Source organism: Neobacillus ginsengisoli (assembly GCF_030813055.1).
Map to the genome: position 1 here is coordinate 19,384 of NZ_JAUSTW010000018.1, position 26,224 is coordinate 45,607.

The following is a 26,224-nucleotide window of genomic DNA, read 5'->3' on the forward strand; positions in this document are numbered from 1 at the left end:
AATGGAAAATATGTAGAATCTTGTAAAAAACTATGTTATTATGCAACGGTAGAGGTTTAAAGAGGGGGCAGCTTTTTTTGAAAGAGTCGGAATTAGTTGAGACTTGGGTAAAAAGAATTCAATTATCAAAAAACAAAGAGTATGATATTAAAAGAGTGTTACAAGAAATAGATGTTCTTGTTGACTCCATTTCAAAAGAACCAATTACTATTGAAGTAAAGAAAAGATTATTAGAAAAGCTTTATCAAGAATTAGCTTTACCACCGAGATTGATTGATGGTAGATTACTTTTAAATGAGCAATTTGATAATAAGTATTATCTAGATTTAATCAAGAATGCTCTAGAAATATTAAACCGTACTTCAAAGTAATTCTATGGTTTAGGGGTGAATAATCTTGACTAAAGAGGAATTAGCTAAGCACTACGTTGAAAACATCAAGAGTTCTAGCTCAAAAGTACAACTAGTGAAATCTATAATAAATGAAATAGATAACTTAACTTATATAAAAACCAAAAAAACCATAAGTGCTAGTGATAAGATATGGATACTGGAATATATACATGAACAGTTAAGTTCAAATTTAATACAATATGGACTAAATTATATTGAAAAATCCGCTGATAATAAATATTATTTAATCCTAATTACTAATGCACTTGAAATGCTCAACGGGGGTAGGAAATGAGTGGTAATGAATTAATTACAGTGATTGTTGCAACAATTAGTGCAGTAATTTCAATTATATCAATAGTTGTTTCTGCAAGTGCGAATAATAAATCGAATAAGTTAAGTGGTGAATATAATAGCTTAGTCGAGAGAAATAATCAGTTTGTATCTGGACAAACTGAATTACAATTAAATCAAACGATAGAAGAAACCAAGCGGAACGTAATGAATATTACTATTAAAATCTCAGAATTACCTCTGAATGCAGCTGAGCAGGTGAAAAATACCTTGATGAGTTTAATGAAATCTGCGATGGAAAGTAACGTAAACGCATATGAAAGTGCATGTGGATTGTACCTAGACGATAAAATAGATAAAGATCGTTTTAAAAAACTATACTTTAGTGAAATTAAGAGAATTGTTGAGGACAAGGCTCATAATGGGTTTTTTCAACCCGAATCCACTTCTAAATACCAAGCGATTTGGAAAGTTTATAGAGAGTGGAATATATTAGAGTAGTCGTTTGAAAAAACAGTTTTTTCTTATTTACGAGATGAACTAGAAACAAATGTCCCAAGTGAAGAAAATGCGATTGAATTGTTAAAAGAAGTGTTACAAGAACAAGTGAAATAGTTTTAAGAAGGGCATCCAAATTAGTTGGATGTCTTTTTCTGGATTGTATGCTCTTCATGGTTCAAGGTTTGCTTAGTATTGAGTCTGAGGACAAATGAAAGTCTTCTATAGAGTAGGAATGATAGTTATGTTGTTGTAATACAGAAACCACTCTCATTCACACACACATTCTGTAAATTTCCGACACGACTCAAATTTTTCCTGTCTTTTATTGTCGAAATCATCCCTAAAGCCTATTTGACTGGTATATTTGAATTATAAAAATTCGTCTAATTAAACATTATGGCTAAGTATATAGAATAAAAAAGAGGGGAAAGGATATAATAATGGTTTTTAAAAGTCAAGCTGACATGCCAGCACAATGCCCGCCAGCGGAAGCGGAAGAAAATGATGTTGAACCTGTTTATAGATTTATCGAAAATGATATTGTTCAAGAAATTGATTTTCTTAATCATAAAGAGAGAAATAAACCGTACCCACCACATAAAACATGTGAAGCACTTGCTCTTTCGTTTTTTACGACACTAGAAGCTGCAAAAATTGCAGGCAAAAGAATTAAAGGTTTAAGAAATAAAAAATTTATGGTGGGTCAAATAACATCTGAATGCGGCGCACATCATACTATAAACAATCACCTAAATTTATGGCTGTATAAAGATGTAGATATGCTAAAAATTTTTCTAGGAGGGGAGGATAGAGGTGAAAACAATTAAATATTCCGACTTAGAACAGTCGGAGATTATTCATACTTTTGAGTATTATGATTTCCCTCTATTTTTCATTTCAAAATCTCCTTATGGTGAGTTGTTTCTGAATTATTATATAGAGGAAATTGAAGAGAATGTGGATAAATGGCTCTTTAGCAAAATCACTAATAAAGAACGCAAAGATTTAATTGAACAAAGGTTATCCGTATCAAATTTACTAAATCGCCTATTAAAGAAGCAACGTCTTTATCATCTATACGTTGATTCAAATTTAAACCAACCCAATGAAGAAGTGAATATTGAATTAGTTAATTCAAGTAATTTTGACCCAGAGAGTTTCCCAGAAGAAGATTTCTTTGTGGAATTTGATTATGTTACAAAAAGAAACTTAGTTAGAATAGAACATGACCTCATTGATAGTTCTAGGTTTAAAATTGTATTAAAAGACCCTAATAACAGTCATGATATAGGATTAGATTTATTTATTGAAGTCTTGAGCAATCTTAAAAAATCAATTAACGATATTGCGAATGATATTGGAAGCAAGCTAATTGGAGAAAAATCAAGTTATCCAATTAACTTAAGAGTCGACTCTTTCCAGCCTTCATCTTTTGGTGTGTGGTTACGAACTGAGCCTTTAGAGGCTGACTTGTTTGAAGTCCCAGAAAAATCCTTGAATAACCTTTTTGAATTGATTGATGACATAGAACATAAAAATCCATCTGAAATCGAAGAACAAATTGAAATTGATGAAGAATATTCATTGGAAACAATTAAGAGTGTTAAAAAATTGCTTAAAGATATAAAAGAAAATGAGTTTTCAATCAAATTAGAAGCAACAACGAAATCAGACAAACTTCATAAACAGGTTAAATTTGATAAAGACTCATACAATAAGCTCGACATTTTAACTAATATCCTTCGTAAAAAGAATGAAAAATACACAGAGAAAATTGAATTAGAAGGTTTATTGACATCTGTTAATACTATTAATAATAATTTTAGAATTTCAACGGGCAATGGTGAAATTGGTGGCAGAATGTCAAAGGACTTATTTAAAAGGTTGAAAAACGATCAAAACATTAAATTTAGAGTTCCAAGTCTAATTAAAGCTACAATTGAAAAAGAAATTATTAATGACTATGTAGAAGATGAACATTCCCAAAAGTTTATTTTGGTACATTTTGAACAGCCTGAGTAATCATGGTAAGTATTATTGAGTTAATTCATGATTGACCAACAAGACCACTAGTGCGTGATGCATGGTGGTTTTTATTATCCTCTTGAGTTAATTACCCACGAATCGCTGCAATCTAAAACAGTGAAATAAGGTGATTGTTTGAATAGAGATTATTGCTTTTAACGATCGAGATAGCTTGTAATAAACAACCATAATTGCAATTCATAACCTTCCAAAAGTAATATAAAACCTTGATAAATCAACATTCTCAAACAGTCTATGATGGGTGGCGAATTCACCATTGATTAATCCGAATGCCATTGCTATTTCCTTTAAACAGTGAAGAATGTCTTACTTAAATTCTATAGAGTGAGCATCATTCCTAGATATGATTAAATGCTTTTTTTGTGGAGTAAGTTAGATGACGACAATTAATGAAATATCGATTTTATTCATTACCAAAATAACTTCCAATTGATTTAAAATTATGATGACTAAAAGGACTGCTAACTTCCGCATTTACACCAATTATTGTATATTTGTAGTACAATGGATACATACAATTCTAAGGGAAACGGTGATAACAATGAATAGCAACTTTTCATTTTTCCAAGGGAAATGGGATGTACTTGCTAACTTGGGAGAAACAGCTGAGAGAAATGTATATCACGACCCACATACTACCTTAATGAAACTTCGCTTGTTTGCGGAGACATTAACGAAATTTGTCCTTGCTGCGGAGAACATTAAAGAAGCATACGGTACGACACAGATTGATCGTATTAATACATTACGTCAAGAAGGCTTACTAGAGCCTGAGTTAATTGATATCTTTGAAACCCTCCGTCGAAAAGGGAATTTGGCAATGCACGAAGCTGGTTATGGGAAACCCGAAGAAGCAAAGGCTTTGTTACAATTAGCCTTCCGTTTATCGATTTGGTTTATGGAAGTATATGGAGACTGGGATTTCCAAGCGCCAGAATATCTAGACCCTAAGGAAGAAGTAGAAACAAATACAAACAAGCTTCAACAAGAATATGAGGAAAAGATCAAGAAGTTCGAGAAAGAATTAGAAAAGGTTCGCCAGAAAGCGGAAACTGAAAAAGCTGATGCCAAAAAAGAACGTAAACGGAAGTCAAAAACTTTTATGCGCCGCCAGCGACTTACAGAAGCTGAAACACGGACTATTATTGACGGAAAACTACGTGCAGCTGGCTGGGAAGTAGATACTACTGTGTTGAATCATCAAAAGAATGGTACGCTACCAGAAAAAAATCGAAACATGGCTATTGCTGAGTGGAAGGTTGAGGGTGGAAGAGTTGACTATGCTTTATTTATTGGTTTAAAGCTGGTTGGTTTTATTGAAGCAAAAGCCAAGAAAAAAACAATTCCTGGTGCTTTAGAAAGCCAAACTAAGGTATATGCGAAAAATGCTATACTGGTTGATAAGGAAGTCATTACACCAACGAGTAGTGAATACAAAGTACCATTCTTATACGCAACAAATGGTCGACCTTATTTAAGACAACTTCAGGAAGAGTCAGGAATTTGGTTTTGGGATTCACGTAAACCTTTAGAACATGCCCGTCCCTTAGAGGGGTGGCACTCTCCTGCTGACTTAGAGCTTCTGCTTGGTCAAGATGGTCAAGATGCTAATAAGCGTCTAGAAGAAGAGGATATTACCAAGTTTGGTTTACGACATTATCAACAAAGTGCCGTCCTAGCTGCTGAGGCAGGTTTAATTGAAGGTAATCGTAGAATGCTGATTGCTATGGCAACAGGTACTGGTAAAACTCGTACTGCGATTGCTCTAATGTATCGTTTAATTAAATCGAAAAAATGCCGTAGGATATTATTTTTAGTGGATCGTAACTCACTTGGAATTCAAACAGAAGATGCCCTAAAAGATACGAAAATTGAAGGCTACTCATTTTCCGATATTTATGATGTAAAATCGCTAGAGGATATGACTTCCGATGTGGAAACGAAAGTTCACATTGCTACTGTTCAAGGGATGGTAAGAAGACTCTTCTATAGCGACAGTGAAAAGCTCCCTAGTGTCGGACAATACGATTTTATCATCGTGGATGAAGCTCACCGAGGTTATACAAGTGACCGTGAAATGTCAGAAGAAGAGCTAGAGTTCCGTGATCAAAATGACTATGTTAGCCAATACAGACGTGTACTTGACTACTTTGATGCAGCTAGTTTAGGACTTACAGCAACACCTGCTCTACATACAACAGAAATTTTTGGAATGCCAATTTTTAAATATTCCTATAGTGAAGCAGTGTTAGATGGTTATTTAGTAGACCATGAGCCACCATATCTATTTAAGACAGAACTTTCTCAAGCTGGTATTGTGTTTGAAAAGGATGAGGAAGTAGAAGTATATGATGTCGATAAAGGTGAAATCCAGTTAGAAAAAATGGAAGACACTGTTCGCTTTGAAGTGGAACAATTCAATAAGAAAGTAATAACAGAGCCTTTTAACCGAGCGGTACTGAATAAATTAGCAGATTATATTGACCCTACAAGTAAAGAGAAGACTCTCATTTTTGCTGCAACGGATCAACATGCCGACCTTGTCGTCCGTATCTTAAAAGAAGCGTTCACTGAGCGAGGCGATGAAGTTGAAGATGATGCCATTGTTAAAATTACAGGTTATATTTACAAACCTTTAGAAGCAATTAAACGCTTGAAGAATGAAAGGTTACCAAATGTAGTTGTTACAGTTGATCTACTAACAACAGGGATTGATGTTCCTACGATTACAAATTTGGTATTTTTGCGAAGAATTCAATCTCGTATCTTGTATGATCAGATGCTTGGACGTGCGACTCGTCTGTGTCCTGAGATTGGAAAGACGCATTTCAATATTTACGATGCCGTAGGTATTTATGATAGACTACAAAGTTACACAGAGATGAAACCTGTTGTAAAAAAACAAAATTATAGCATCGGTGATTTATATGAATCCCTTACAAACGCATCTTCAGAAGAGGAATCCGCTTTCTATCGTGAACAGTTAGTTGCCAAGATTCAACGTAAAAAACAGAGGTTGAATGATGAAGGTAAGAGGAGATTTGAAGAGTTATCCAATGGCAAAGATGTGGATGAGTGGGTTAAAGAAATTCAATCCTATACGCCTCTAGTAGCAAAGCAAAATAATATGTTATTTGAATACATGGAGACATATCGGGTTACGGGAGAAAGAAGATTTATTTCCAACAAAGAAGATAAAGTGGATGAGGTCATCCGTGGTTATGGTGAAGGAAACAAACGTCCAGAAGATTATCTAGATGGATTTGTAAACTTTATCAAAGAAAATATTAATGAAATTCCTGCTCTTCATATCGTATGTACAAGACCGAAAGATCTAACGAGAAAAGATCTACGTGAACTAATTACGATTCTTGAAACGAAGGGGTTTAAGCAGTCACATTTGCAAACAGCTTGGAAACAGACAAAGAACGAAGACATTGCTGCAGATATCATTAGCTTTATTCGTCAAGCAGCTTTGGGTGAAGCACTTGTTGATCACGAAACACGGATAAAGCAAGCTATGCAAAAAGTCTATTCCTTGCATGACTGGACTCCGAGGCAGAAAAAGTGGCTAGAGAGAATTGAAAAACAGCTTCTTCAAGTGCCAGTACTTGCTCCAACACCGCAGGAAGCATTTACTGAAGAGCCGTTCCGCAGTCAAGGTGGGTATAAATTATTACATCGTGAGTTCGGTGATTTAATTGATACCGTGGTAAGAACAATAAATGAGAACCTATATGTTAGTTAACTTTGTGCCTCTTTATAGAGGCATTTTTTAAGGTATAATAGATAGGTTGCCTTAATTAATTGAGATTTGTTCGAAAAATAAACCATTAATTTAAATAAGATTGAAAAGATTGCAGGAGGAAGAAAATGAACAATCAAGAAATCGTACAAAAACTATGGAATCTATGTAATGTGTTGCGTGACGACGGAATTACCTATCAACAATATGTAACGGAATTAACATACCTATTGTTTTTAAAAATGATGAAAGAACAAGAGACAGAAGGGGTAATTCCAGAAGGATACCGTTGGGATGATTTATTACAGCTTGAAGGATTGGAGTTAAAAACTTTTTATCAGCGACTATTACTAGACTTAGGTAGTAGTGAAAACGAACGTTTACGTCTTATATATAGTGATGCTTCTACAAGTATTGCTGAACCAAAAAACTTAGAGAAGATTATTAAATCAATCGATGCACTGGATTGGTACAATGCAAAAGAAGAAGGTTTAGGAAATCTTTATGAAGGTCTGTTAGAGAAGAATGCTAGTGAAAAGAAATCTGGAGCGGGGCAGTATTTTACACCTCGTGTACTAATTGATGTAATGGTACAGCTTGTTGATCCTAAGGTAGGGGAACGGTGCAATGACCCTGCAGCAGGAACATTTGGGTTTATGATAGCTGCAGACCAATACTTAAAAAAGAAAACAGATGACTATTTTGATTTAGACCCAGAAGAAGCCGAATTCCAAAAGAAGGAAGCCTTCACGGGGATGGAGCTTGTAAAAGATACACATCGCCTTGCTTTAATGAACGCTTTGCTTCATAACATGGAAGGTCGATTAGAACAAGGTGACTCGTTATCAAGCAACGGAAAATGGATGAAAAATTTCGATGTGATCTTAACAAATCCACCTTTCGGTACAAAAAAAGGTGGGGAACGAATTTCTCGTGACGACTTAACCTTTGAAACATCAAACAAGCAGTTGAACTTCTTGCAGTTAATCTATAATTCATTAAAGGATGATGGAAATGCTCGTGCCGCAGTCGTGTTACCTGACAATGTGCTGTTTGAAAGCGGTATTGGTGCGCAAATCAGACGTGATTTAATGAATAAGTGTAACCTTCACACCATCCTTCGACTACCAACAGGGATTTTCTATGCACAAGGTGTAAAAACTAATGTCTTATTCTTTACTAAAGATAAAACAGATCAAGGGAATACAAAAAAGGTTTGGGTTTATGACCTTCGCACAAACATGTCCTCATTTGGAAAACGTAATCAGTTAACGATGGCTCATTTTGAGGACTTTATGAGAGCGTATGTAGCAGACGACCGCTCAAAGGTGGAAGACGAGCGATGGAATAAGTTTACACGAGAAGAAATTGCGAAAAAAGATGATAGTTTAGATGTTGGATTGATTGCAGATGAATCATTATCATCATATGAAAACTTACCTGACCCAATTGAATCAGCAGAAGAAACGGTTGATAAACTTCAACAAGCAATGGATTTATTAAGGGAAGTTGTTGAGGAATTACGTGCTGTTGAAGGGGATGAGGTGGTAACACGATGAGTAAGAAAAGCAAGACGAACGACCAGTTATTAGTAGAAGCGAAAGTATTAGAAGAAGAGCAACCTTATGAAGTACCAAGAAATTGGAGATGGGTGAAGTTAGGTTCAGTGGTAGATGTAAAAAGAGGAGCATCCCCAAGACCTAAAGGAGACCCAAAATATTTCGGTGGAGATATACCTTGGTTGAAAATTTCAGACGTAACTAAACAAGGGCAATATATATATGAAACTGAAGATACAGTTACTGAAGCCGGAAGAGAAAAAAGTGTATATGTAGAGCCAAATACTTTAATTTTAAGCATTAGTGCATCTGTGGGGAGACCGTGTATTAACAAGATAGGTGTTTGTATACACGATGGATTTGTGAAATTGACAGAGGACAATCGTTTTATTGATAAACATTATTTATATCATTATTTAGTTAGTGCTTTAAATCAGATGTTGAGTAAGGCAAAAGGGGCTGCACAAGTAAATATTAATTCCAGTATAGTTAAGGAGCTTCCGATATCTTTACCACCAATAAAGGAACAAACCCGAATTGCTATGAAAGTGGAGTGTCTATTAAATAAAATTGAAGAAGCAAAGCAGTTGATTGAGGATGCAAGAGAAACGTTTGAACTTCGTCGAGCGGCTATTTTGGATAAAGCGTTTCGTGGGGAATTAACGAGGAAGTGGAGAGAACGGAATACTGTTAGTCTTACAGCAATGGAATGGATGAAAGATATAGATTCATTGAAGGTAGGAACTAAAACGAAATATAAAGATCAATTAGACACGAGCATACTCGATAACTTATATCAATTACCAAAGGATTGGGAATGGGTACGCTTAAATGATTTAATGGAATCGTCTACTTATGGAACATCTGCTAAAACAAATGATGATGCATCAGGAACACCAGTAATAAGAATGGGGAATATAGTTGATGGTTATTTTGATTTGAATGATTTGAAATACCTTCCACTAGATCACCCAGATGTTTTAAAATATGTTTTACAAACACATGATTTGCTGTTCAATAGAACAAATAGTTATGAATTGGTTGGAAAAACTGCTGTAATACCTGAAGCGGTAGCTAAAAGTTTTACATTTGCATCCTATCTTATTAGAGTTCGATTGTTTTATAAGGAAATCTTAGCTGATTATGTTTCTCATTATATCAATAGTCATTTAGGTAGAAGAATACTTTTGTCAATGGTTTCTCAACAAGTTGGTCAAGCTAATATAAACTCACAAAAACTCGCATCTTTACCTATCCCTTTACCGCCAAAAGAGGAAGCAATTGAAATTGTTAAATTGTTGAATAATTATCGAGAATTAGAAAGTAAACAAAAAGAAATGCTAGTTATGGAAGAGAATTTTGATGCACTTAGACAGTCCATACTCTACAAAGCCTTCAGAGGTGAACTTGGAACAAATGACTCAGGTGAAGAAGATGCGAATGTATTATTAAAAGAGGTACTACAAGAACAATTGAATTAAAGTTGAGAGAAGACATCCAAGTTAGATGGATGTCTTTTTTGCAATGCAAAAATGCACATTCGTGGTAGATTTTAAGAGGTCTGATCATTGTTTTGTGTTTACGATTGAATCTGAAAGCATATTGAATGCCTGCTTTGGAGTGCTTTGTTTGTAGCTTGGTTCGATTAGAAACCAAGCTCATCCACAAACTGGTACTTGGTAAAATTACGACACGAATCAAATAATAGGTATGTTACAGAATCTTAAATGAGTATATGTTTTAGTAAAATACTCACATTGTTCGAAAAGAATCGCCGAAAAGGATTAGGTTACCGAATATCAATACTTCATTTAATTATCCTTGCAAATTGTTTATGGTTAACTCTTATGGTGCAAATACTTGAAAGTTATTGCACCATTTTAGCGACCCTGCTATAATAGGCTTCACAAGGTGCATTAACTTAGTGCAATAAATGAATGATGAATAGTGAGGATATAACATGAAATATGGATATGCAAGAGTCTCGACAGTAGCACAAGATTTAGAGGTTCAAATTCAAGCATTACAAGCGGAAGGTTGCGAGGTTATATATAAAGAGAAGTTCACAGGTACTAAAACAGATAGACCAGAGTTCAACAAGGTGCTTGAGGCATTACAAGAAGGGGATACGTTAGTTGTAACAAAGTTGGATAGATTTGCTAGATCAGCAGTCGAAGGTATTCAAACAGTTAAGGCTCTATTTGCAAGAGGGGTAAAGGTTCACATCCTCAATATGGGACTAGTGGAAAACACCCCAACAGGAAGACTTATTTTCAATATACTCAGTTCATTTGCAGAGTTTGAACGGGATATGATTGTAGAACGTACTCAAGAAGGTAAGGCATTGGCTAAGCAACGAGATGATTTCAGAGAAGGTAGACCAAGAAAACACTCCAAGCAACAAGTTCTACATGCTTTAGAATTGCTAAAGACTCATACATACAAAGAAGTTGAAGCAATGACTGGAATAAAGAAACGAACACTGATTAACAGAAAGAATGAACTAGAAGCAAAGCAATTATAAGAGATTCCAGAACCGAGGAGTCTCTTTTTATATGTTCATGATATGGGGGGCATAATTCCACATTTTCACTGGGAACGTGAGCAGGAGATGGGGTAGGTTGCCTCATCTCCACGTCCCTAAAATTCTAAAGTTGCCGAGCAAAGTAAACCAAAAAAGTTCTATGAGAGCATCGTTAAAAGGGGCGCTGCTCTTTTTTGCAACAATATTAAAATAATTCACCTATACATGTACTTAAAGGGAACAGGCCGTTTATGAAAGTTGGATTAGTTAGTTGCACAAAATTAACAGTAACTATCCTTGCATACCTAGAATTATTAAGCAGTAAAATTCATCGAACAGCAAGATTATGACGATTGGTATGTGTTGCAAAGTGTGCGCTAGTAAGACAACGCAACGCTGGATGTGATTGAGCCTTACGAGTTAACGCTAAACAAAATGAAAGCAGTAGAACGTAAAAATGGTGTGACGTGAAGATATTAAAAAAACAAACAGAAAAAAGAGTCAGAATAAATCTGACTCTTTTTGAAATGGTTTTTTTGGGGGAATCAAAAGTGCCTTTCTGGGAGGTCTGATTAGACATGGAGCTTCGCTCCTCTACACCATCACTGGACTTATTCTTTTGTATTCCTAAAGTCGAAAAACTTCCTTGACGTTTGGCAAGCACCCTATATAGGAGGTCTTGATTTAACAAGACTTTGGCAATTCTGCCAGCACCGTATAATCTGGATTTATTCTTACCAGTATTAGGATTTCTATTTTAAGTCTTTATTATACAATGAGAAATGGGAAAAATCAATCATAATAAAGAAAAATTAGGAAGTCCTACTATTCGATGGTGTATTTTTGGGAGCAAAATATTGTATATCTCAGTATATTTTGCAGAAGCAGTAGGACTTTTCTTAGGTTGGTAATAAAGGTATTTATAATACTCAAGGAAAAAATTTGCTAAGAAATCAGCAGTTTGAATTAAGCTGTTATTTAACTCTGAGTTGTAATTGATTACTAAGTGATTCACATAGGTGTCTTTTTTCCATTTTGGGTAATTAACTCTCAGAGACAAATACTCATGTAGACGTATATGGGATTCATGTTTTCGGATTGGTTCTCCATCGATATTTAGGATTATTCTATTTTTATCTTGTTCTGGAAATGGTTCTGAGAGACGGGTAACTACTTTACTTAAGAAATAGTTTTCACTTTGTTCTTTACTTCGTGAAGATGCACCTGTTATGAATTTTGATTGTGCTTCGGTAACGATTTTTTTGTCGGCAACTAAGTAGCAAATGCGTAATTCATGCCAATCAACTAAGGTTTCGAATAGTCTTTGTTTTTGTTCGAAGGACGCATCTTTTCCTTTTAGTTCTCCTATTTTTGTATCGTAAGTAAAGTTCTGTATAACTTTTTCCAAATTACTTTTTAGTGCAGTTTGACCTTTATGTATGGAAAAACCAGCCCAGACATACAGGCTACCTGTAGCAGAATCGATATTTCCAGAGTCATCTATATATACATACAAGGGTTTGTTCTCCTTTCTCAAAGTCTCCTTTTTGCAAGGGATTTTGAATGAATAATACTAAAGATGATTATATTTTACTGTTATTTCTTCATCAAATATATACTTAAATGTAAAAGAATACAGTTGGTCCTAATGACTGTAGTTGGTTTTTTGATTCCTAAGATAGTAAATATCCCCTTCATTAGTATGAAGGGGATATTTACTATCTTAGGAATGGAAGTAACGATAAAGTCAATTCAAATTCAATTTTTTTAGTCTTGAATCTTAGCTTGAACATCACTATCACCTTTCTAGGTGCTAGTACTTACTTGTGAAATATAAGCACTGCTAGCCTAAATGGACTCGAACCATCGACCTCACGCTTATCAGGCGTGCGCTCTAACCAGCTGAGCTATAGGGGACTTGTTTTTCAAAGTAAGGTTACTTCCTATGGGTATTATACCATAATTAGGTATAATTTATATGATAAAAAACGCTGATAGACTACTGCAGTTTTTGATATATTAAGGATAACTGTGTGTGCAGAAGAAAGTAGTTTAATTCTTTGATAGTATCAACTTATGCTTTCCAAACTTAAAAGTAGATTGGAAGAATGGAACTACGGAATTGGCGGTTTTTTCTAGAACGGTACTCAACAGATTCTAGACCACTTTACAGTTTTCTATCACTACTTTATAATTGAAAAAGAAGCTTTATCTTGAGAAGTGGTTAGTGCTAATTGAATATAAGTAAAACATGATTATAACACGTGTTCGCTGCATCTGTTGCGGCTATGTTCTTAACAACTGAAGCAGTTGTTGCTGACAAGCCGGAAGAAAACAAAGGCATGGGCATGCCTGATATGGGCGGCATGATGTAATTAGGGGATTGAAACCCTGTTATATCAACGTTTCAACCAATTATTTAAAAACTTGTTCTCGTGTTTGTCCTCGTAATCAAAAAACAGACAAAGCACGACAAAAAAATTACCAATTATAAGAGAAGGTCTTTCATCAGTTTGCTAAACTGCTGAGAGGCCTTTTCTTCTATATTGGTGGTAATATGTGCATAGATATTCTTTTATTTTATAAAAGAACCAGCTTGTTTTTTTACGGATTGTTTTTCAATTCATCAAGAATAACATTCGATTTATAGATTCTACAAAACAGATTAATGAAATGATCAAATCCAGATTTGCATTCGAAATGAAAAGCATGAAACAATATAACTAAAGCCCCTCTCAATTAAGAGAAGGGCTTTTTTGCTGGATAAAAGATAATTCACTGTGTTTTAGGCGAATGTACTAGGTAAAGAAAGCCTATAACTTGAAGTTTATCTCCTTAACAGAAACTAGCAAGTACAATAATTAACAAAATGAACAATACAACGATTAATACAAATGTACTGCTGCCGCCATATCCACCGCCGTAGCCGTAGCCGCCGCAACCATATCCCCACATATCTTTTCACCACCGTTTTGAATATCTAAAGTAAAAACACTTTCACTATATATATATTTCTTAAGACATATTTTGATTGGACAATTAACATAGTGTCGGACAAAATCAGCGATTTGCTTAAAAATGAAAAGAAGCATTTGCAATACAAGCAAACGCCTCTTCGGAGGTTTTGTTAATTTGGGTGTCTGGGTAGTAATAACATATGTACAAGATAATAAAATTGAATGGACAAGTGCTGATTTAAAATAAAAAAAGTTTACTATACATTAATAAATAAAATTACCTCAAAAAAATAAGGCTTAACCCATTGGTTATTCACTTGAAATACTGCATAAGCTAAAGTGTAGCCGAAGCACCATATCCGTTCCATAGCACCTTAATGGTAGTAGCTTCCAACACAATAAAAAGCCCTGTGTGGGCTTTTTATTATTTGTAATTGTTTTTTACTTAAAAACAGATCACTGCTCCAACGATGATTAACAAGATAAACAATACAACGATTAAGGCAAAACAGCCGCCGAAACCGACACCGCCGTAGCCAAAGCCACCGCAACCGCATCCACCATATCCACCATAACCAAACATTTCATAGCCCTCCTTTTTTACTCATTCCTTATAAAATATGTTGAGAAATAAAGTAGGGAAGGGCTCTTTCACTAGGATTTTATGAGGACAGCCTATAAATTATTATGGACTCTGTGTTTTGAAGCGAATCGGATAGGATAGAAATATTTTATTTAATTCTTCTTTGCTCATCGAGGTATCAATCCGGTTATTTCGGCAGACATAAGAGGGGTTAGTTTATTTTACAAAAAATTAACAAAGGTTTTATAGGGTTTTATTCATTTTTGACTAATTCTATACGTATGAAAATATAAAAGGAAGGAAGTGGAGAATGAAACGTCAAAAAACCTTTTTTATGATTGATGATTTGCTTTTTGAATTAGATAAACCTGAAATAACGCTAAAAAAAATCAGAGTAACACAGGTTAAGTTTGAAAATGAGGAATATAAAGAATTACGATTAAAATTTAATGAAGATATTTTTCTTTTAGAAAAATTACCTGATGGATGGTATATATCAAGGAAACAGTGAGCCCCTCTCCTTTAAGAGAAGGGCTTTACTTTTATTTTGGCTCTGTTAAACTTGGTTGTTGATTTCCGCTCCTGGCGCTCGCTTTCCGCGGGGAGGTCCGAGAGCCTCCTCGGCGCTTAATGCGCCTGCGGGGTCTCCCGTGACCTCTCAATCCCGCAGGAGTCGAGCGCCCTCCGCTCCAATCAACAGTTGTAAAAAATCAACATTCGCCTTTAACACAGCCTTTATTTTATAAAAGAGAAAGCTTGTTTTTTACGGATTGTCACCAGGCATTGCTCCTATTGAACTTATTCGCAATAAAAAACTGAAACAAGTAGTCCATTTTTGTTTCACTGTTTTGCATTAATAGTCAATTGTTTGGTTTACAATTATTGGAATAAACATAATGTTTATAGTGAAAACTAAAATTAAGAGCAAGGAAATAACTTCTTTGGAATCGCCCTCCATGAAATTCCTTGCCTAACCTTTGTTTCCTCAGGCGTCCTCCTGCCTGAGGGATTTTTATTTAGTTTCCTTCTTTTTTAATTTCCAAAAGTAATTTTTAAGGAAATTTTAAAATTGTTTATCTATACTGGTGTGGTTGGCAGTAGGTTATATTGAGCAAAAGGAATTGGGAGGATAACAAAATGGCAAAGATGGATAAAAAGTGGGTTCTCTTATGTTCGACGGCTGTTGCCGCAGTTTACTCCGCTGGATTTTTTTCTACGGAAGCTCAGGCAACAAAAGTGGAATCGCAACAACATGCCCAAATGAGCATTCAAACAAGATTGAATAAATCAAGCGTTATTTCATCAAATAAGAACCAAGCAACTAAATCAAATGTTGCTGCATCAAATAATACCCAAACAAAACAGCTTTATAAAGATGGGACCTATACTGGCATGGGAGAAAATCGCCGCGGGTCGATTGAGGTTGCTGTAACGATAAAGAATGATAAAATAACGGATGTTGAAATTAGTAATTTTGCAATGCATTATTCTGAAAGGGATGTAGTCGGTCTGCCAGATGAAGTCTTACAAAAGCAAAGTGCGCAAGTAACGAATGTATCAGGGGCAACTTACAGTACGCAAGCTTTTGAAGATGCAGTCCAAGAAGCACTCTCTCAGGCCCAAAATGCGTAAGGGGTAAAAATGAAAAAAACGAAATTATATATGGATACAGTTGTCGATATACAGGTCGTCATTCGGGATGCTACATCAAAAGAAGAGGCGGAGGCAAGAATTGATCGGGCTTTTGAGGCATTCCGAAAAGTAGAACAGGCCTGTAGCCGATTTAGCCCTGGCAGTGAATTGATGAATGCCTGCCGAGTAATGGGAAATCCGGTACAGATTAGTCCGTTTTTATTTGAACCATTGAAGTTCGCTTTGGAAATTGCGAAATTAACGGAGGGTGAATTTGATCCTTCTATTGGGAAAGTCATGGAGGAGCAAGGCTATAATCGCCATTATTTAACAGGGGAATTTAGTGAAAATTCTTCAGCTGATTCTGTTACGTATCGGGATATTATTTTAGATGAACATGACCGTACATTGTATTTGAACAAGCCTATGGTAATCGATTTAGGAGCAGTTGCTAAAGGGTTTGCTATCGATTTGGCTGCAAATGAGCTCAAAGACTTTGACGGGTTTGTCGTCAACGCCGGCGGGGATCTGTTTGCCGGGGGAGTGGATAGGAATGGCTGCCCTTGGAAGATAGGAATTCAGCATCCTGAGAAAAAAGAGCAAATCATCCATACAGTCGAAGTTTCTAATGAAGCGATTTGTACCTCCGGTAGTTACGAGCGCAGAAACGCTAAACTTCCCGGTATGCATCACATCATCAATCCAAAAACACGACTTTCACCTAATGATTGGGTCAGCTGCAGCGTCATTGCTCCTTTCTCTATGATGGCGGATGCTTTTTCGACAGCTGCGTTTTTGCTCGGTAGTGGAAAAGGGAAGGAATTAATCGAAATCGTTGATCTAAAGGGGCTTTTTATCACACCCGGGTTACAAATTGTTAGAGTTGGAGGGATATAAAATGACAATACAGAAATGGCTTAAAACGCCAAAAGGCTATGTGGCCATTGCCATGATTGCTTATCTTCTTATTGCCTCAATTGGTTATAAAAATATAATGGGGATTAAAAATGGTTTCGTCGCTGTTATTGTTTCAGTTATTGTTGACATCCTCTGTAATGTAATGAAAAAAAGAAAATGGACGATCCCGGACGGTGCCGTTATTACAGGGTTAATCATTTCTCTCATCTTAAGTACAGCGACCTCTCTAAGTGTCATTGCAGCAAGTGCGGTTATCGCCATTTTGTCCAAGCATCTCTTGGTCTATAAGAAAAAACCAATCTTTAACCCGGCTGCTTTTGGTTTACTAATATCCGTCTTGTTTTTTCGAACAGGACAAAGCTGGTGGGGAGCATTTGGAGATCTTCCTGCATGGACTATATTGTTTCTTTTAGTTGGTGGATACAAAATCACCGGCCGAATCAATAAATACCCCCAGGTTTTTTCATTTTTAGGGACTTCTTTTTTACTTTTGCTGCTTATGGGGCATTTCCATATAGGTGATGAAGTCGATGCACTTCGGCCGCCATTTATAAATGCTACCCTTTTCTTTGGCTTTTTTATGCTCACCGATCCACCTACATCCCCGGCAAAAGATAAAGAGCAGGTCATATTCGGTATCCTTACGGCGGCAGCGGGAACAGTGATATATGGCCTTTTTGGGGGATTGATCTATTTGTTTATCGGGTTATGTATCGGGAATCTTTATTGCTTCCTCAAAAAACGCTCCACTTCAAAGGTATCGATGAATCGGTCAAATGTAAAGAAAACCGAAAGAATACTTGGATAGTAGAACTATAGCTATTTTTTTAAAAGCAAAAGTCTGGGTGTCCAGACTTTTTTGCATTTAAGTTATTATCATTTTCCATACAGGAATTTTCCAGACTATAGAGAATACATAAAGATGATGCCAAATTTTGGTCTACTGAGCCACCTGAGGAGGAATTCCATTGACCCGTGAGCCGATGAACCCCACGATAGAAAAAATTCTCGTAAACATTGAAAAAGTAATGATAGGAAAGCGGAATGTTGCTGAGCTCAGTCTTGTGGCTCTGCTTGCAGGCGGTCATGTTCTTTTAGAAGACGTACCGGGTGTAGGAAAAACAATGATGGTTCGGGCGCTTGCCAAATCCGTGAACGCCAACTTCAGGAGAATTCAGTTTACCCCTGACCTTTTGCCGTCAGATGTAACAGGCGTATCTATTTATAACCCGAAAGAACTGGAATTTCAATTCCGCCCCGGTCCGTTGATGGGGAATATCATTCTTGCAGATGAAATTAACCGTACTTCGCCCAAAACCCAGTCTGCTCTATTAGAAGGGATGGAGGAAGCCAGTGTAACGATTGATGGGGTGACCCATAAGTTGAATAAGCCATTTTTCGTTATGGCGACGCAAAACCCGATTGAGTATGAAGGCACCTATCCGCTTCCTGAAGCCCAGTTGGACCGGTTTTTATTAAAAATGAAAATGGGTTATCCCGATATGAATGAAGAAATTGAAGTGTTAAACAGAGCACAAAAGGTTCCCCCTATTGAAGACCTGTCTCCGGTCATTGACCTTGAAGGGCTTCTTGACCTGCAGCGGGATATTAGAGAGGTTTTCGTCGATGATACGATTAAGCGGTATATCGTTGATATTGTAAACCGGACAAGAGGTCATGGCAGTGTTTATCTTGGAGCAAGTCCCCGCGGTTCGATTGCCTTAATGAAAGCGGCTCAGGCATATGCCTATATGTACGGACGCGATTTTGTTCTCCCTGACGATATCCAATACTTAGCCCAATTTGTTTTAGCGCACCGGATCATTTTAAGGTCAGAAGCAAAGTTTGAAGGCTTTTCTGCTGAAGAAATAATTAATCGGGTGGTTGCAAGAGTTCCTATTCCTGTTAAAAGGCTAGTGAAATAGCATGAAAAAAGGATTAACTCTGTTCACAAAGGCTTGGAAACTTACCGTATTAATTTTTTTAATCGTTTTAACATTCTCATATGCGATGTTTCAAGGCGGTTATGTCAGCTGGTTTTTATTGTACAGCTTCTTACCCTTTGCCGGCTACTGTGTGTTCTTATCGTTTTATTCCTTAAAGGGGCTTAAAGTGAAACGGGTTTTACCAAAAGCCGATTACAATGCTGGTGAACCTTTAAAGGTAACGGTAACGGTAACGAGACGAAATTCCTTCCCATTATTCTATTTACTTATTGCTGATCAACTGGATGATTCCTTACAATTTACCCCACAGCAAAAATCAGCAAAGGCTCTCTTGCTCCCAGGTTTAAAAAAAGAATTTTCCTACAACTATATCATTAATGAGCTTCCGCGCGGAGAGCATTTTTTTCACTCCTTTTCCCTTCGAATAGGTGACCCGCTTGGATTATTTGAAAAGGAAAAAACATTTACTGTTGAAAATAAAATTATGGTCTATCCAGCCTACTCAGAACTCATCTATCGTCCATTTGAACATCAGTATGACCAGGGGATGACGGCTTCAAGGGAACGGGTGCAACGTGATACCTCAATGGCGGTTGGGGTAAGAGATTATCAGCCGGGGGACCGATTCTCTTGGATTAATTGGAAAGCCTCAGCAAAGCGGAACGAAATTATGACAAAGGAGTTTGAGCAGCGCCAATCAAATGATGTCGTGATTGTCATGGATTGTTTTCCGGATAGACACTTTGAGACCATTGTCTCCTATACTGCCTCCCTCGTGCGTGCGGTCTTGAAAAAGGGTGCACAGTCAGGGCTGTTGACAATAAGTAATGAACGAACATCGTTTCCAATCAGGGGCGGAGAGAAGCAGCTGCAGCAGCTCTTTTACCATCTTGCCAAAATAAAGGCAAAAAGTGTTCTCCCCTTTGAAAAAGTATTGGAGACAGATGGCCTTCTTGTTCAACAAACTGTATCGTTTATTCTAGTTACAGGACAAATATCGAAACTATTGATTGAGAAAGCAAGCTTCCTAGGTCAGAGAAAAGGAACAGTTACACTTTTTCTAATTAAAGCGGAAAAAGAATTGCCATCGGGAAATGAGCGTTCGTTAATCGCGGTGGCAAATGCAAGAGGTATACGGATTATCATAGTTCAAGAAGGTAATTTTGCTGCAGCCTTTTCGGAGGTGAAAGTCCGGTAATGAAACGAAATTTTCCAACCTTTCTTCTTTATGCTTTTGCTTTTTTACTTCTATGGGAATGGCTTAGACCAATCCGGCAATTAACAAATACAGGTCATATGGAAACGTTTGTTCTCTTTTTGTTAATCTCGGTTCTTTCTTATTTTTTAAGAATCAAATGGATTTGGAAGTTTTTGATTAACCTAATGTACATCATGGTTTCGATCAACCGATTGTATTATAAAGAAGGTTTCTTTCACCTAAGTTGGCTGCAGTCATTTTTCAGTGATTTTAAAAATAATATGGTCTTGCTTTTTGCAAGAAATGTAGAAGATTTATCCAATGAACTTCGAACGTTTTTATTTTTTGTTCTGCTGTGGTTAATGGTGTATTTAATCAACTATTGGCTTTTAAATCGCCGGAGGATTTTTATTTTTTTCTTTATGACGTTGGTGTACATAACCGTTCTGGATACCTTTACGCCATATAATGCAAAAGCAGCCGTTGTTCGAACAGTCGTCTTTGGATTTACCTTAATGGGTATGCTTACCTTTTATCGCATTTTAGCCAAAGAAAATGTAGATAGTGAGCATAGCTCTGCACGAAAGTGGATGGTACCACTTTTAGTGATGATTGCTTTAAGTGTCTTGGTTGGAATAACTGCCCCAAAGGCGGCGCCGGTTTGGCCTGACCCAGTACCGTATTTGCAGGCTGCAAACAGCAAAAGTGACAGAAATGGGAAAAGTGGGCCGCAAAGAATTGGCTATGGGACGAATGATTCAGCATTAGGCGGTCCGTTTATTGGGGATAATAAACCTGTTTTCACGACTGAAGCGGAAGAAAAGAATTATTGGATGGTCGAAACAAAGGATGCCTATACAGGGAAAGGGTGGATTTCTTCCGGTGCAACGACTGTCCCGTTCAGGGAGGGAGATCTTGTTCCGGTATCCTCTTTTCCGGAAACAGTTGAAACAAAGAAGGAAACAGCGCGGGTAGTGGTCTATAACCATCTCCAAAGCAACCATATCATGTATCCTCAGGGAATCCAAAAAATCCTGAAAACATCGCCTGTTAATAGTAAAGGGAACCTTTTTGAGCTTGAGAATCCTAACGAAAGAATTCTTTACTACGATAGCAGACATCAGCCTGTAATGCCGAATATGTATTTGCTTGAGTTTGTAATACCTATATATAAGGCAGCCGATCTAATCAAAACTACAGCAGTTGACTACTCGCTAGTCCGCCCGGAATTTATCAAAAAGTACACGCAGCTTCCAAAGGAGCTGCCGCTAAGAGTGAAACAATTAGCCAAACAAATAACCGCCGGGAAAAACAACTGGTTTGATAAAGCAAAAGCTGTGGAAAGTTATTTCAGCAGCTCTGATTACACCTATGATCAAAAAAATGTTGCGGTTCCCGGTGCTCATGTGGATTATGTGGATCAATTTTTATTTGATACAAAACGAGGCTATTGCGATAACTTCTCGACTTCGATGGCGGTTATGCTGCGGACACTTGGGATTCCAACAAGGTGGGTAAAAGGCTATACAGGAGGCGAGTTAATCAACAAGAGCCAAACGGACCCTTCCTTGCAGCTTTACCGAATAACCAATAATAATGCCCATTCCTGGGTAGAGGTCTTTTTCCCAAATCAAGGCTGGGTGCCGTTTGAACCAACCAAGGGTTTTTCAAATGATGTTATTATTCATAGCAGTGGAGCAGCAGAACAGAAGCCGGCCATAAACCAACAAACAACACCGGCTCCTGTGAAAAAGCCGCAGCAGAATCTTCTGGAAGATACCCAATCATCAAAAGTGGCAAAAAAATCTGCCAATAGCAAAACTTTATGGAAGCAAACAACTGCGTTGATAAATAACTATTGGAAACGGGTGCTGTTTATTCTTGTCCTAATCGCAGCGGTCGTCGGGATTCTCTATCGGATTCGCGGTAAATGGTTCCCGTATTTTTTACTTCTCAAATATCGGCTCAAGAGAAAGGATGAAAATGTCGAATTTGCTTACCTTGTATTATTGGATCAATTAAATCGTTACGGTTTAAAACGGAAAGAAAATCAAACCCTTCGAAGTTACGCAGGATATATCGATACGTTTTTTTCGACGCGAGAGATGACCAGGTTGACTGCAAAATATGAGCAATATTTGTATCATCGGGAGCTTCCGCATGGAACATGGAAAGACGTGCGTAAATTGTGGGAAAATTTAATCAAAAAGACAATCGCTTGACCAGTAAAACCTCCTATTGTTACAATATGTTTTAATTCAATGTCTAGCTGCAGCGTCTAGGGGCTCGAGTCGCTTCGGTCCTGCCGATGAAGTCAAAAAACGGACTTCACCGTCAGGCCCGCAAGCAGTTGTCGCCCCTGATCGAGTCGCTTCCGCTTTTCTAAATAGGGGTACTTTACCTTCATATATCCTCGAAAATAAGGTTCGAGAGTCTCTACCGGGTCGCCGTAAATGGCCTGACTATGAAGGCAGAAATTCTATATTTTTTGTTTGCGAGAAAACTAGAATTCTGCCTTCCTTTTTGTGGAGCGCGGAAACCTAGTTTTCTTTTTGTTTTTTCGGATAATTTTTTCGCAATTTTAGTAAAAACTAGAAGTAACAGGCTTTTATTATTAGAAAGAGGTGGCCAATTTGACAGGTAAGCAAGATTTAATTGTTGTTTTAGATTTTGGAAGCCAATATAATCAGTTAATTACACGACGAATTCGTGAGTTTGGAGTATATAGTGAGCTTCATCCTCATACGATTACAGCAGAGGAAATTAAAAAGATGAATCCAAAAGGGATTATCTTTTCCGGTGGACCTAACAGCGTCTATGACGAAAATTCGTTCCGGTGTGATGAAAATATTTTTGAAATGGGTTTACCAATCCTCGGAATCTGTTACGGAATGCAATTAATGGCTGTTCACTTTGATGGGAAAGTCGAAAAAGCAAAGCAGCGGGAGTACGGAAAGGCTGTCATGACGATTCAAAATCAATCTGCATTATTTAACGGTCTTCCAGACGAGCAGGTTGTTTGGATGAGCCATGGTGATTTAGTTGTCGAGGCACCGGCCGGATTTACCGTTGATGGCACGAACCCAACATGTCCGATTGCGGCGATGAGTAATCAGGAACGCAATCTTTATGCTGTGCAATTTCACCCTGAAGTCCGCCATTCCGTTTTTGGCAATGAGCTTCTAAAGAACTTTGTTTTCAATGTATGTGATTGCAGCGGCAATTGGTCAATGGAAAACTTTATTGAAATGGAAATGGCTAAAATCCGTGAAACAGTGGGCACTAAAAAAGTTCTTTGCGCTCTAAGCGGCGGGGTGGATTCATCGGTTGTTGCTGTGCTTATTCATAAAGCAATCGGCGATCAATTAACCTGTATTTTTGTCGACCATGGTTTGCTGCGTAAAAATGAAGCTGATAGTGTGATGAAAACCTTTGCTGAAGGCTTTCATATGAATGTCATTAAAGTTGATGCAAAAGATCGTTTCTTATCCAAGCTCGAAGGCGTATCCGATCCGGAGAAAAAACGGAAAATCATCGGCAACGAATTTATCTACGTCTTTGATGACGAAGCAACAAAGCTAAAAGGGATTGAGTTCTTAGCTCAAGGTACTCTTTATACGGATATTATTGAAAGTGGAACGGCTACGGCTCAAACGATTAAATCGCACCACAATGTGGGCGGCCTGCCTGAAGACATGCAATTTAAACTGATTGAACCATTGAATACCTTGTTTAAGGATGAAGTTCGTGCTCTTGGGACGGAACTGGGAATCCCGGATGAAATTGTTTGGAGGCAGCCATTCCCCGGACCGGGGCTTGGAATTCGGGTTTTAGGTGCCATTTCTGAAGATAAGCTTGAAATCGTTCGTGAATCTGATTGGATCTTACGTGAGGAAATCAAAAAAGCCGGGCTTGATCGTGATATCTGGCAATATTTTACTGTTCTACCTGACATTCGCAGTGTTGGCGTAATGGGGGATACAAGAACCTACGATTACACGATTGGGATCCGCGCTGTTACTTCCATTGATGGGATGACATCCGACTGGGCGCGAATTCCTTGGGATGTTCTTGAAGTAATCTCAACGCGAATTGTCAACGAAGTAGCGCATGTAAATCGAGTGGTCTATGACATTACAAGTAAGCCGCCGGCAACAATTGAGTGGGAGTAAGTCTATCTCGATTAAAGGCGAATAAAAACAAAAAAAACATTAAAATTGTTCGTGTTTTGTATTGACGAAATGATAGGTCGTTGGTATGATAAAAGGGAATTAAATACTTGTCGATTTACGTCGTATAATCTTGGGAATATGGCCCAAAAGTTTCTACCGAGCCACCGTAAAAGGCTTGACTACGAGGTAAGTGTTAAATCGATAGGGTACCCTTTTCCCCTATTATTTACACAAACCTAAGTCAAGCGCTCCGGTGGATACCGGAGCGTTTTTTTGTAATTATATTTAGAAAAAGATTTATTGGGGGAAGCGGAATTGAAAAACTATTTTCGATTTGACGAACTAGGTACAAATTATCGTCAGGAATTCATGGGTGGTTTAACTACGTTCTTGGCAATGGCTTATATACTGGTGGTTAATCCACTTACATTGACACTTGCTAGTGTTAAAGGTCTTCCGGATGCAATGAGAATGGATTACGGTTCAGTTTTTGTGGCAACTGCTATTGCATCTGCTGTTGGATCAATTGTCATGGGTCTCCTTGGGAAGTACCCGCTTGCTTTAGCACCGGGGATGGGGTTAAATGCATTCTTTGCCTATACCGTTGTTTTAGGAAGCAAAATCCCTTGGCAGCATGCACTTGGCGCCGTGTTAATTTCCGGTATCTTCTTTTTCTTATTAACACTTACAGGGCTTCGTGAAAAAATTATCAATGCGATTCCAATTGATTTAAAACATGCTGTTGGTGCTGGTATTGGCTTGTTTATTACCTTTATTGGCTTGCAGGAATCAGGAATCATTGTTAAAAATGATGCTACACTAGTTGGCTTAGGTGATTTATCGAAGGGCCCAACCCTACTTGCAATTTTTGGTATAATTATAACCGTTATTATGATGACAAGAGGAATTAAAGGTTCAGTATTCTATGGAATGATTGTTACAGCGATTGTCGGGATGATTTTTCACTTGATTGCTATTCCGCATCAAGTAGTTAGTGCGGTTCCAAGCGTAAAACCTACTTTTGGGGCAGTATTTTCATCCTTTGGTGACAGCTCTTTCTGGTCAACCGGAATGATTGGGATTATTTTGACATTCTTATTCGTAGACTTCTTTGATAATGCCGGTACACTTGTGGCAGTTGCTAACCAAGCAGGTTTAATGAAAGATAACAAACTTCCTAACGCAGGAAGAGCTTTACTTTCTGACTCGATTGCCACAATTGTAGGCGCGGTTCTTGGTACATCTACTACCACTTCTTATATCGAGTCATCTGCAGGGGTTGCTTCAGGGGCAAGAACAGGTTTTGCGTCGTTAGTTACAGCCGGATTGTTTATCCTGTCGTTATTCTTCTTCCCGTTATTATCTGTTATTACATCGCCTGTTACAGCGCCGGCACTGATTATTGTCGGAGTATTGATGGTATCTTCATTAGGGAAAATTGACTGGCATCGTTTTGAAATTGCAGTACCGGCATTCCTTACAATGATTGCTATGCCGTTGTCTTACAGTATTGCAACAGGTATTGCGATTGGCTTTATTTTCTATCCGATTACGATGATTGTTAAAGGACGTATTAAAGAAGTTAATCCAATTATGTATTTCTTCTTTGTCATCTTTCTCATTTATTTTATTTTAAAATAATGTATGTAAAGAACTGCTGTGCAGGCGGTTCTTTTTTTGTCGAATAATTGCCATATTTCCTGAGTATAAAGCAGGATTTTGTCGTTGACTTCCTGGATTGTCTTTTATAACATGAG

21 protein-coding genes, 1 tRNA gene, 1 pseudogene and 2 riboswitches are annotated in these 26,224 nt (G+C 37.3%); of the genes and pseudogenes, 19 read left to right on the forward strand and 4 right to left on the reverse strand.

Going from position 1 to position 26,224, the window contains the following annotated elements; genetic code table 11:
- Positions 1 to 77: 77 nt before the first annotated feature.
- From J2S10_RS26705 to J2S10_RS26745, 9 genes are all read left to right on the forward strand, one after another.
- Positions 78 to 371, forward strand: coding sequence for a hypothetical protein (locus J2S10_RS26705; RefSeq protein WP_307414147.1), 294 nt, complete (start codon positions 78 to 80; stop codon positions 369 to 371).
- Between the two features lie 25 nt (positions 372 to 396).
- On the forward strand, positions 397 to 687 hold the full coding sequence (locus J2S10_RS26710; RefSeq protein WP_307414149.1) for a hypothetical protein: 291 nt from the start codon (positions 397 to 399) through the stop codon (positions 685 to 687).
- Positions 684 to 1,187, forward strand: a complete 504-nt coding sequence (locus J2S10_RS26715) for a hypothetical protein (RefSeq protein WP_307414151.1) — start codon at positions 684 to 686, stop codon at positions 1,185 to 1,187. The genes J2S10_RS26710 and J2S10_RS26715 overlap by 4 nt, the downstream gene beginning before the upstream one ends.
- A gap of 440 nt (positions 1,188 to 1,627) precedes the next feature.
- Positions 1,628 to 2,014, forward strand: a complete 387-nt coding sequence (locus tag J2S10_RS26720) for a hypothetical protein (RefSeq protein WP_307414153.1) — start codon at positions 1,628 to 1,630, stop codon at positions 2,012 to 2,014.
- The gene (locus tag J2S10_RS26725; protein WP_307414155.1) at positions 2,001 to 3,209 is read left to right on the forward strand and encodes a DUF6575 domain-containing protein; all 1,209 of its coding nucleotides are present in this window, start codon (positions 2,001 to 2,003) and stop codon (positions 3,207 to 3,209) included. Before J2S10_RS26720 ends, J2S10_RS26725 begins: the two co-directional genes overlap by 14 nt.
- A gap of 565 nt (positions 3,210 to 3,774) precedes the next feature.
- A complete protein-coding gene (gene hsdR / locus J2S10_RS26730) occupies positions 3,775 to 6,981 on the forward strand; it encodes a type I restriction-modification system endonuclease (protein WP_307414156.1) in 3,207 nt (1,068 codons plus the stop codon).
- Positions 6,982 to 7,106: 125 nt separating this feature from the next.
- Positions 7,107 to 8,537: a class I SAM-dependent DNA methyltransferase gene (locus J2S10_RS26735; protein ID WP_307414158.1), complete on the forward strand. Its 1,431-nt coding sequence runs from the start codon at positions 7,107 to 7,109 to the stop codon at positions 8,535 to 8,537.
- Positions 8,534 to 10,018, forward strand: coding sequence for a restriction endonuclease subunit S (locus J2S10_RS26740; protein WP_307414160.1), 1,485 nt, complete (start codon positions 8,534 to 8,536; stop codon positions 10,016 to 10,018). The genes J2S10_RS26735 and J2S10_RS26740 overlap by 4 nt, the downstream gene beginning before the upstream one ends.
- A 479-nt stretch (positions 10,019 to 10,497) precedes the next feature.
- Positions 10,498 to 11,061 (forward strand): recombinase family protein, encoded by a 564-nt coding sequence (locus J2S10_RS26745; protein ID WP_307414162.1) that lies wholly within the window; start codon positions 10,498 to 10,500, stop codon positions 11,059 to 11,061.
- Between the two features lie 796 nt (positions 11,062 to 11,857).
- Here J2S10_RS26745 and J2S10_RS26750 read toward each other — a convergent pair.
- Both J2S10_RS26750 and J2S10_RS26755 read right to left on the reverse strand, forming a co-directional pair.
- Positions 11,858 to 12,577: a DUF3800 domain-containing protein gene (locus J2S10_RS26750; RefSeq protein ID WP_307414164.1), complete on the reverse strand. Its 720-nt coding sequence runs from the start codon at positions 12,575 to 12,577 to the stop codon at positions 11,858 to 11,860.
- A gap of 330 nt (positions 12,578 to 12,907) precedes the next feature.
- Positions 12,908 to 12,981: transfer RNA gene (locus J2S10_RS26755), tRNA-Ile, on the reverse strand.
- 350 nt (positions 12,982 to 13,331) lie between these two features.
- On the opposite strand from J2S10_RS26755, the pseudogene J2S10_RS27600 reads away from it, so the two are divergent.
- Positions 13,332 to 13,436: pseudogene (locus tag J2S10_RS27600) on the forward strand (hypothetical protein); the annotation flags it as partial.
- A 460-nt stretch (positions 13,437 to 13,896) separates the two neighbouring features.
- Here the strand turns inward: J2S10_RS27600 and J2S10_RS26760 are convergent.
- Positions 13,897 to 14,016: a YjcZ family sporulation protein gene (locus J2S10_RS26760; RefSeq protein WP_307414166.1), complete on the reverse strand. Its 120-nt coding sequence runs from the start codon at positions 14,014 to 14,016 to the stop codon at positions 13,897 to 13,899.
- A 447-nt stretch (positions 14,017 to 14,463) separates the two neighbouring features.
- The gene (locus J2S10_RS26765; protein ID WP_307414167.1) at positions 14,464 to 14,601 is read right to left on the reverse strand and encodes a YjcZ family sporulation protein; all 138 of its coding nucleotides are present in this window, start codon (positions 14,599 to 14,601) and stop codon (positions 14,464 to 14,466) included.
- Positions 14,602 to 14,911: 310 nt separating this feature from the next.
- Here J2S10_RS26765 and J2S10_RS26770 point away from each other — a divergent pair, with 310 nt between their 5' ends.
- The 9 genes from J2S10_RS26770 to J2S10_RS26810 all read left to right on the forward strand — a co-directional run bounded on the left by J2S10_RS26770 (position 14,912) and on the right by J2S10_RS26810 (position 26,108).
- Complete coding sequence (locus J2S10_RS26770) at positions 14,912 to 15,112, forward strand: hypothetical protein (RefSeq protein ID WP_307414170.1); 201 nt, start codon at positions 14,912 to 14,914, stop codon at positions 15,110 to 15,112.
- Between the two features lie 626 nt (positions 15,113 to 15,738).
- Entirely contained in the window at positions 15,739 to 16,233 is a 495-nt protein-coding gene (locus J2S10_RS26775) for an FMN-binding protein (RefSeq protein WP_307414172.1), read from the forward strand.
- Between the two features lie 9 nt (positions 16,234 to 16,242).
- Positions 16,243 to 17,130, forward strand: coding sequence for an FAD:protein FMN transferase (locus tag J2S10_RS26780; RefSeq protein WP_307414173.1), 888 nt, complete (start codon positions 16,243 to 16,245; stop codon positions 17,128 to 17,130).
- Between the two features lies 1 nt (position 17,131).
- Positions 17,132 to 17,959, forward strand: coding sequence for an RnfABCDGE type electron transport complex subunit D (locus J2S10_RS26785; protein WP_307414174.1), 828 nt, complete (start codon positions 17,132 to 17,134; stop codon positions 17,957 to 17,959).
- Positions 17,960 to 18,134: 175 nt separating this feature from the next.
- Positions 18,135 to 19,076: an AAA family ATPase gene (locus J2S10_RS26790; protein ID WP_370876300.1), complete on the forward strand. Its 942-nt coding sequence runs from the start codon at positions 18,135 to 18,137 to the stop codon at positions 19,074 to 19,076.
- A 1-nt stretch (position 19,077) separates the two neighbouring features.
- Positions 19,078 to 20,295 (forward strand): DUF58 domain-containing protein, encoded by a 1,218-nt coding sequence (locus J2S10_RS26795; RefSeq protein WP_307414177.1) that lies wholly within the window; start codon positions 19,078 to 19,080, stop codon positions 20,293 to 20,295.
- On the forward strand, positions 20,295 to 22,517 hold the full coding sequence (locus J2S10_RS26800) for a transglutaminase TgpA family protein (RefSeq protein WP_307414179.1): 2,223 nt from the start codon (positions 20,295 to 20,297) through the stop codon (positions 22,515 to 22,517). The genes J2S10_RS26795 and J2S10_RS26800 overlap by 1 nt, the downstream gene beginning before the upstream one ends.
- Positions 22,518 to 22,678: 161 nt before the next feature.
- A riboswitch (purine riboswitch) is annotated at positions 22,679 to 22,780 on the forward strand.
- 148 nt (positions 22,781 to 22,928) lie between these two features.
- Positions 22,929 to 24,467, forward strand: a complete 1,539-nt coding sequence (guaA, locus tag J2S10_RS26805; protein WP_307414182.1) for a glutamine-hydrolyzing GMP synthase — start codon at positions 22,929 to 22,931, stop codon at positions 24,465 to 24,467.
- Positions 24,468 to 24,567: 100 nt separating this feature from the next.
- A riboswitch (purine riboswitch) is annotated at positions 24,568 to 24,669 on the forward strand.
- A 113-nt stretch (positions 24,670 to 24,782) separates the two neighbouring features.
- A complete protein-coding gene (locus J2S10_RS26810; RefSeq protein WP_307414184.1) occupies positions 24,783 to 26,108 on the forward strand; it encodes an NCS2 family permease in 1,326 nt (441 codons plus the stop codon).
- The last annotated feature ends 116 nt before the right edge of the window (positions 26,109 to 26,224 follow it).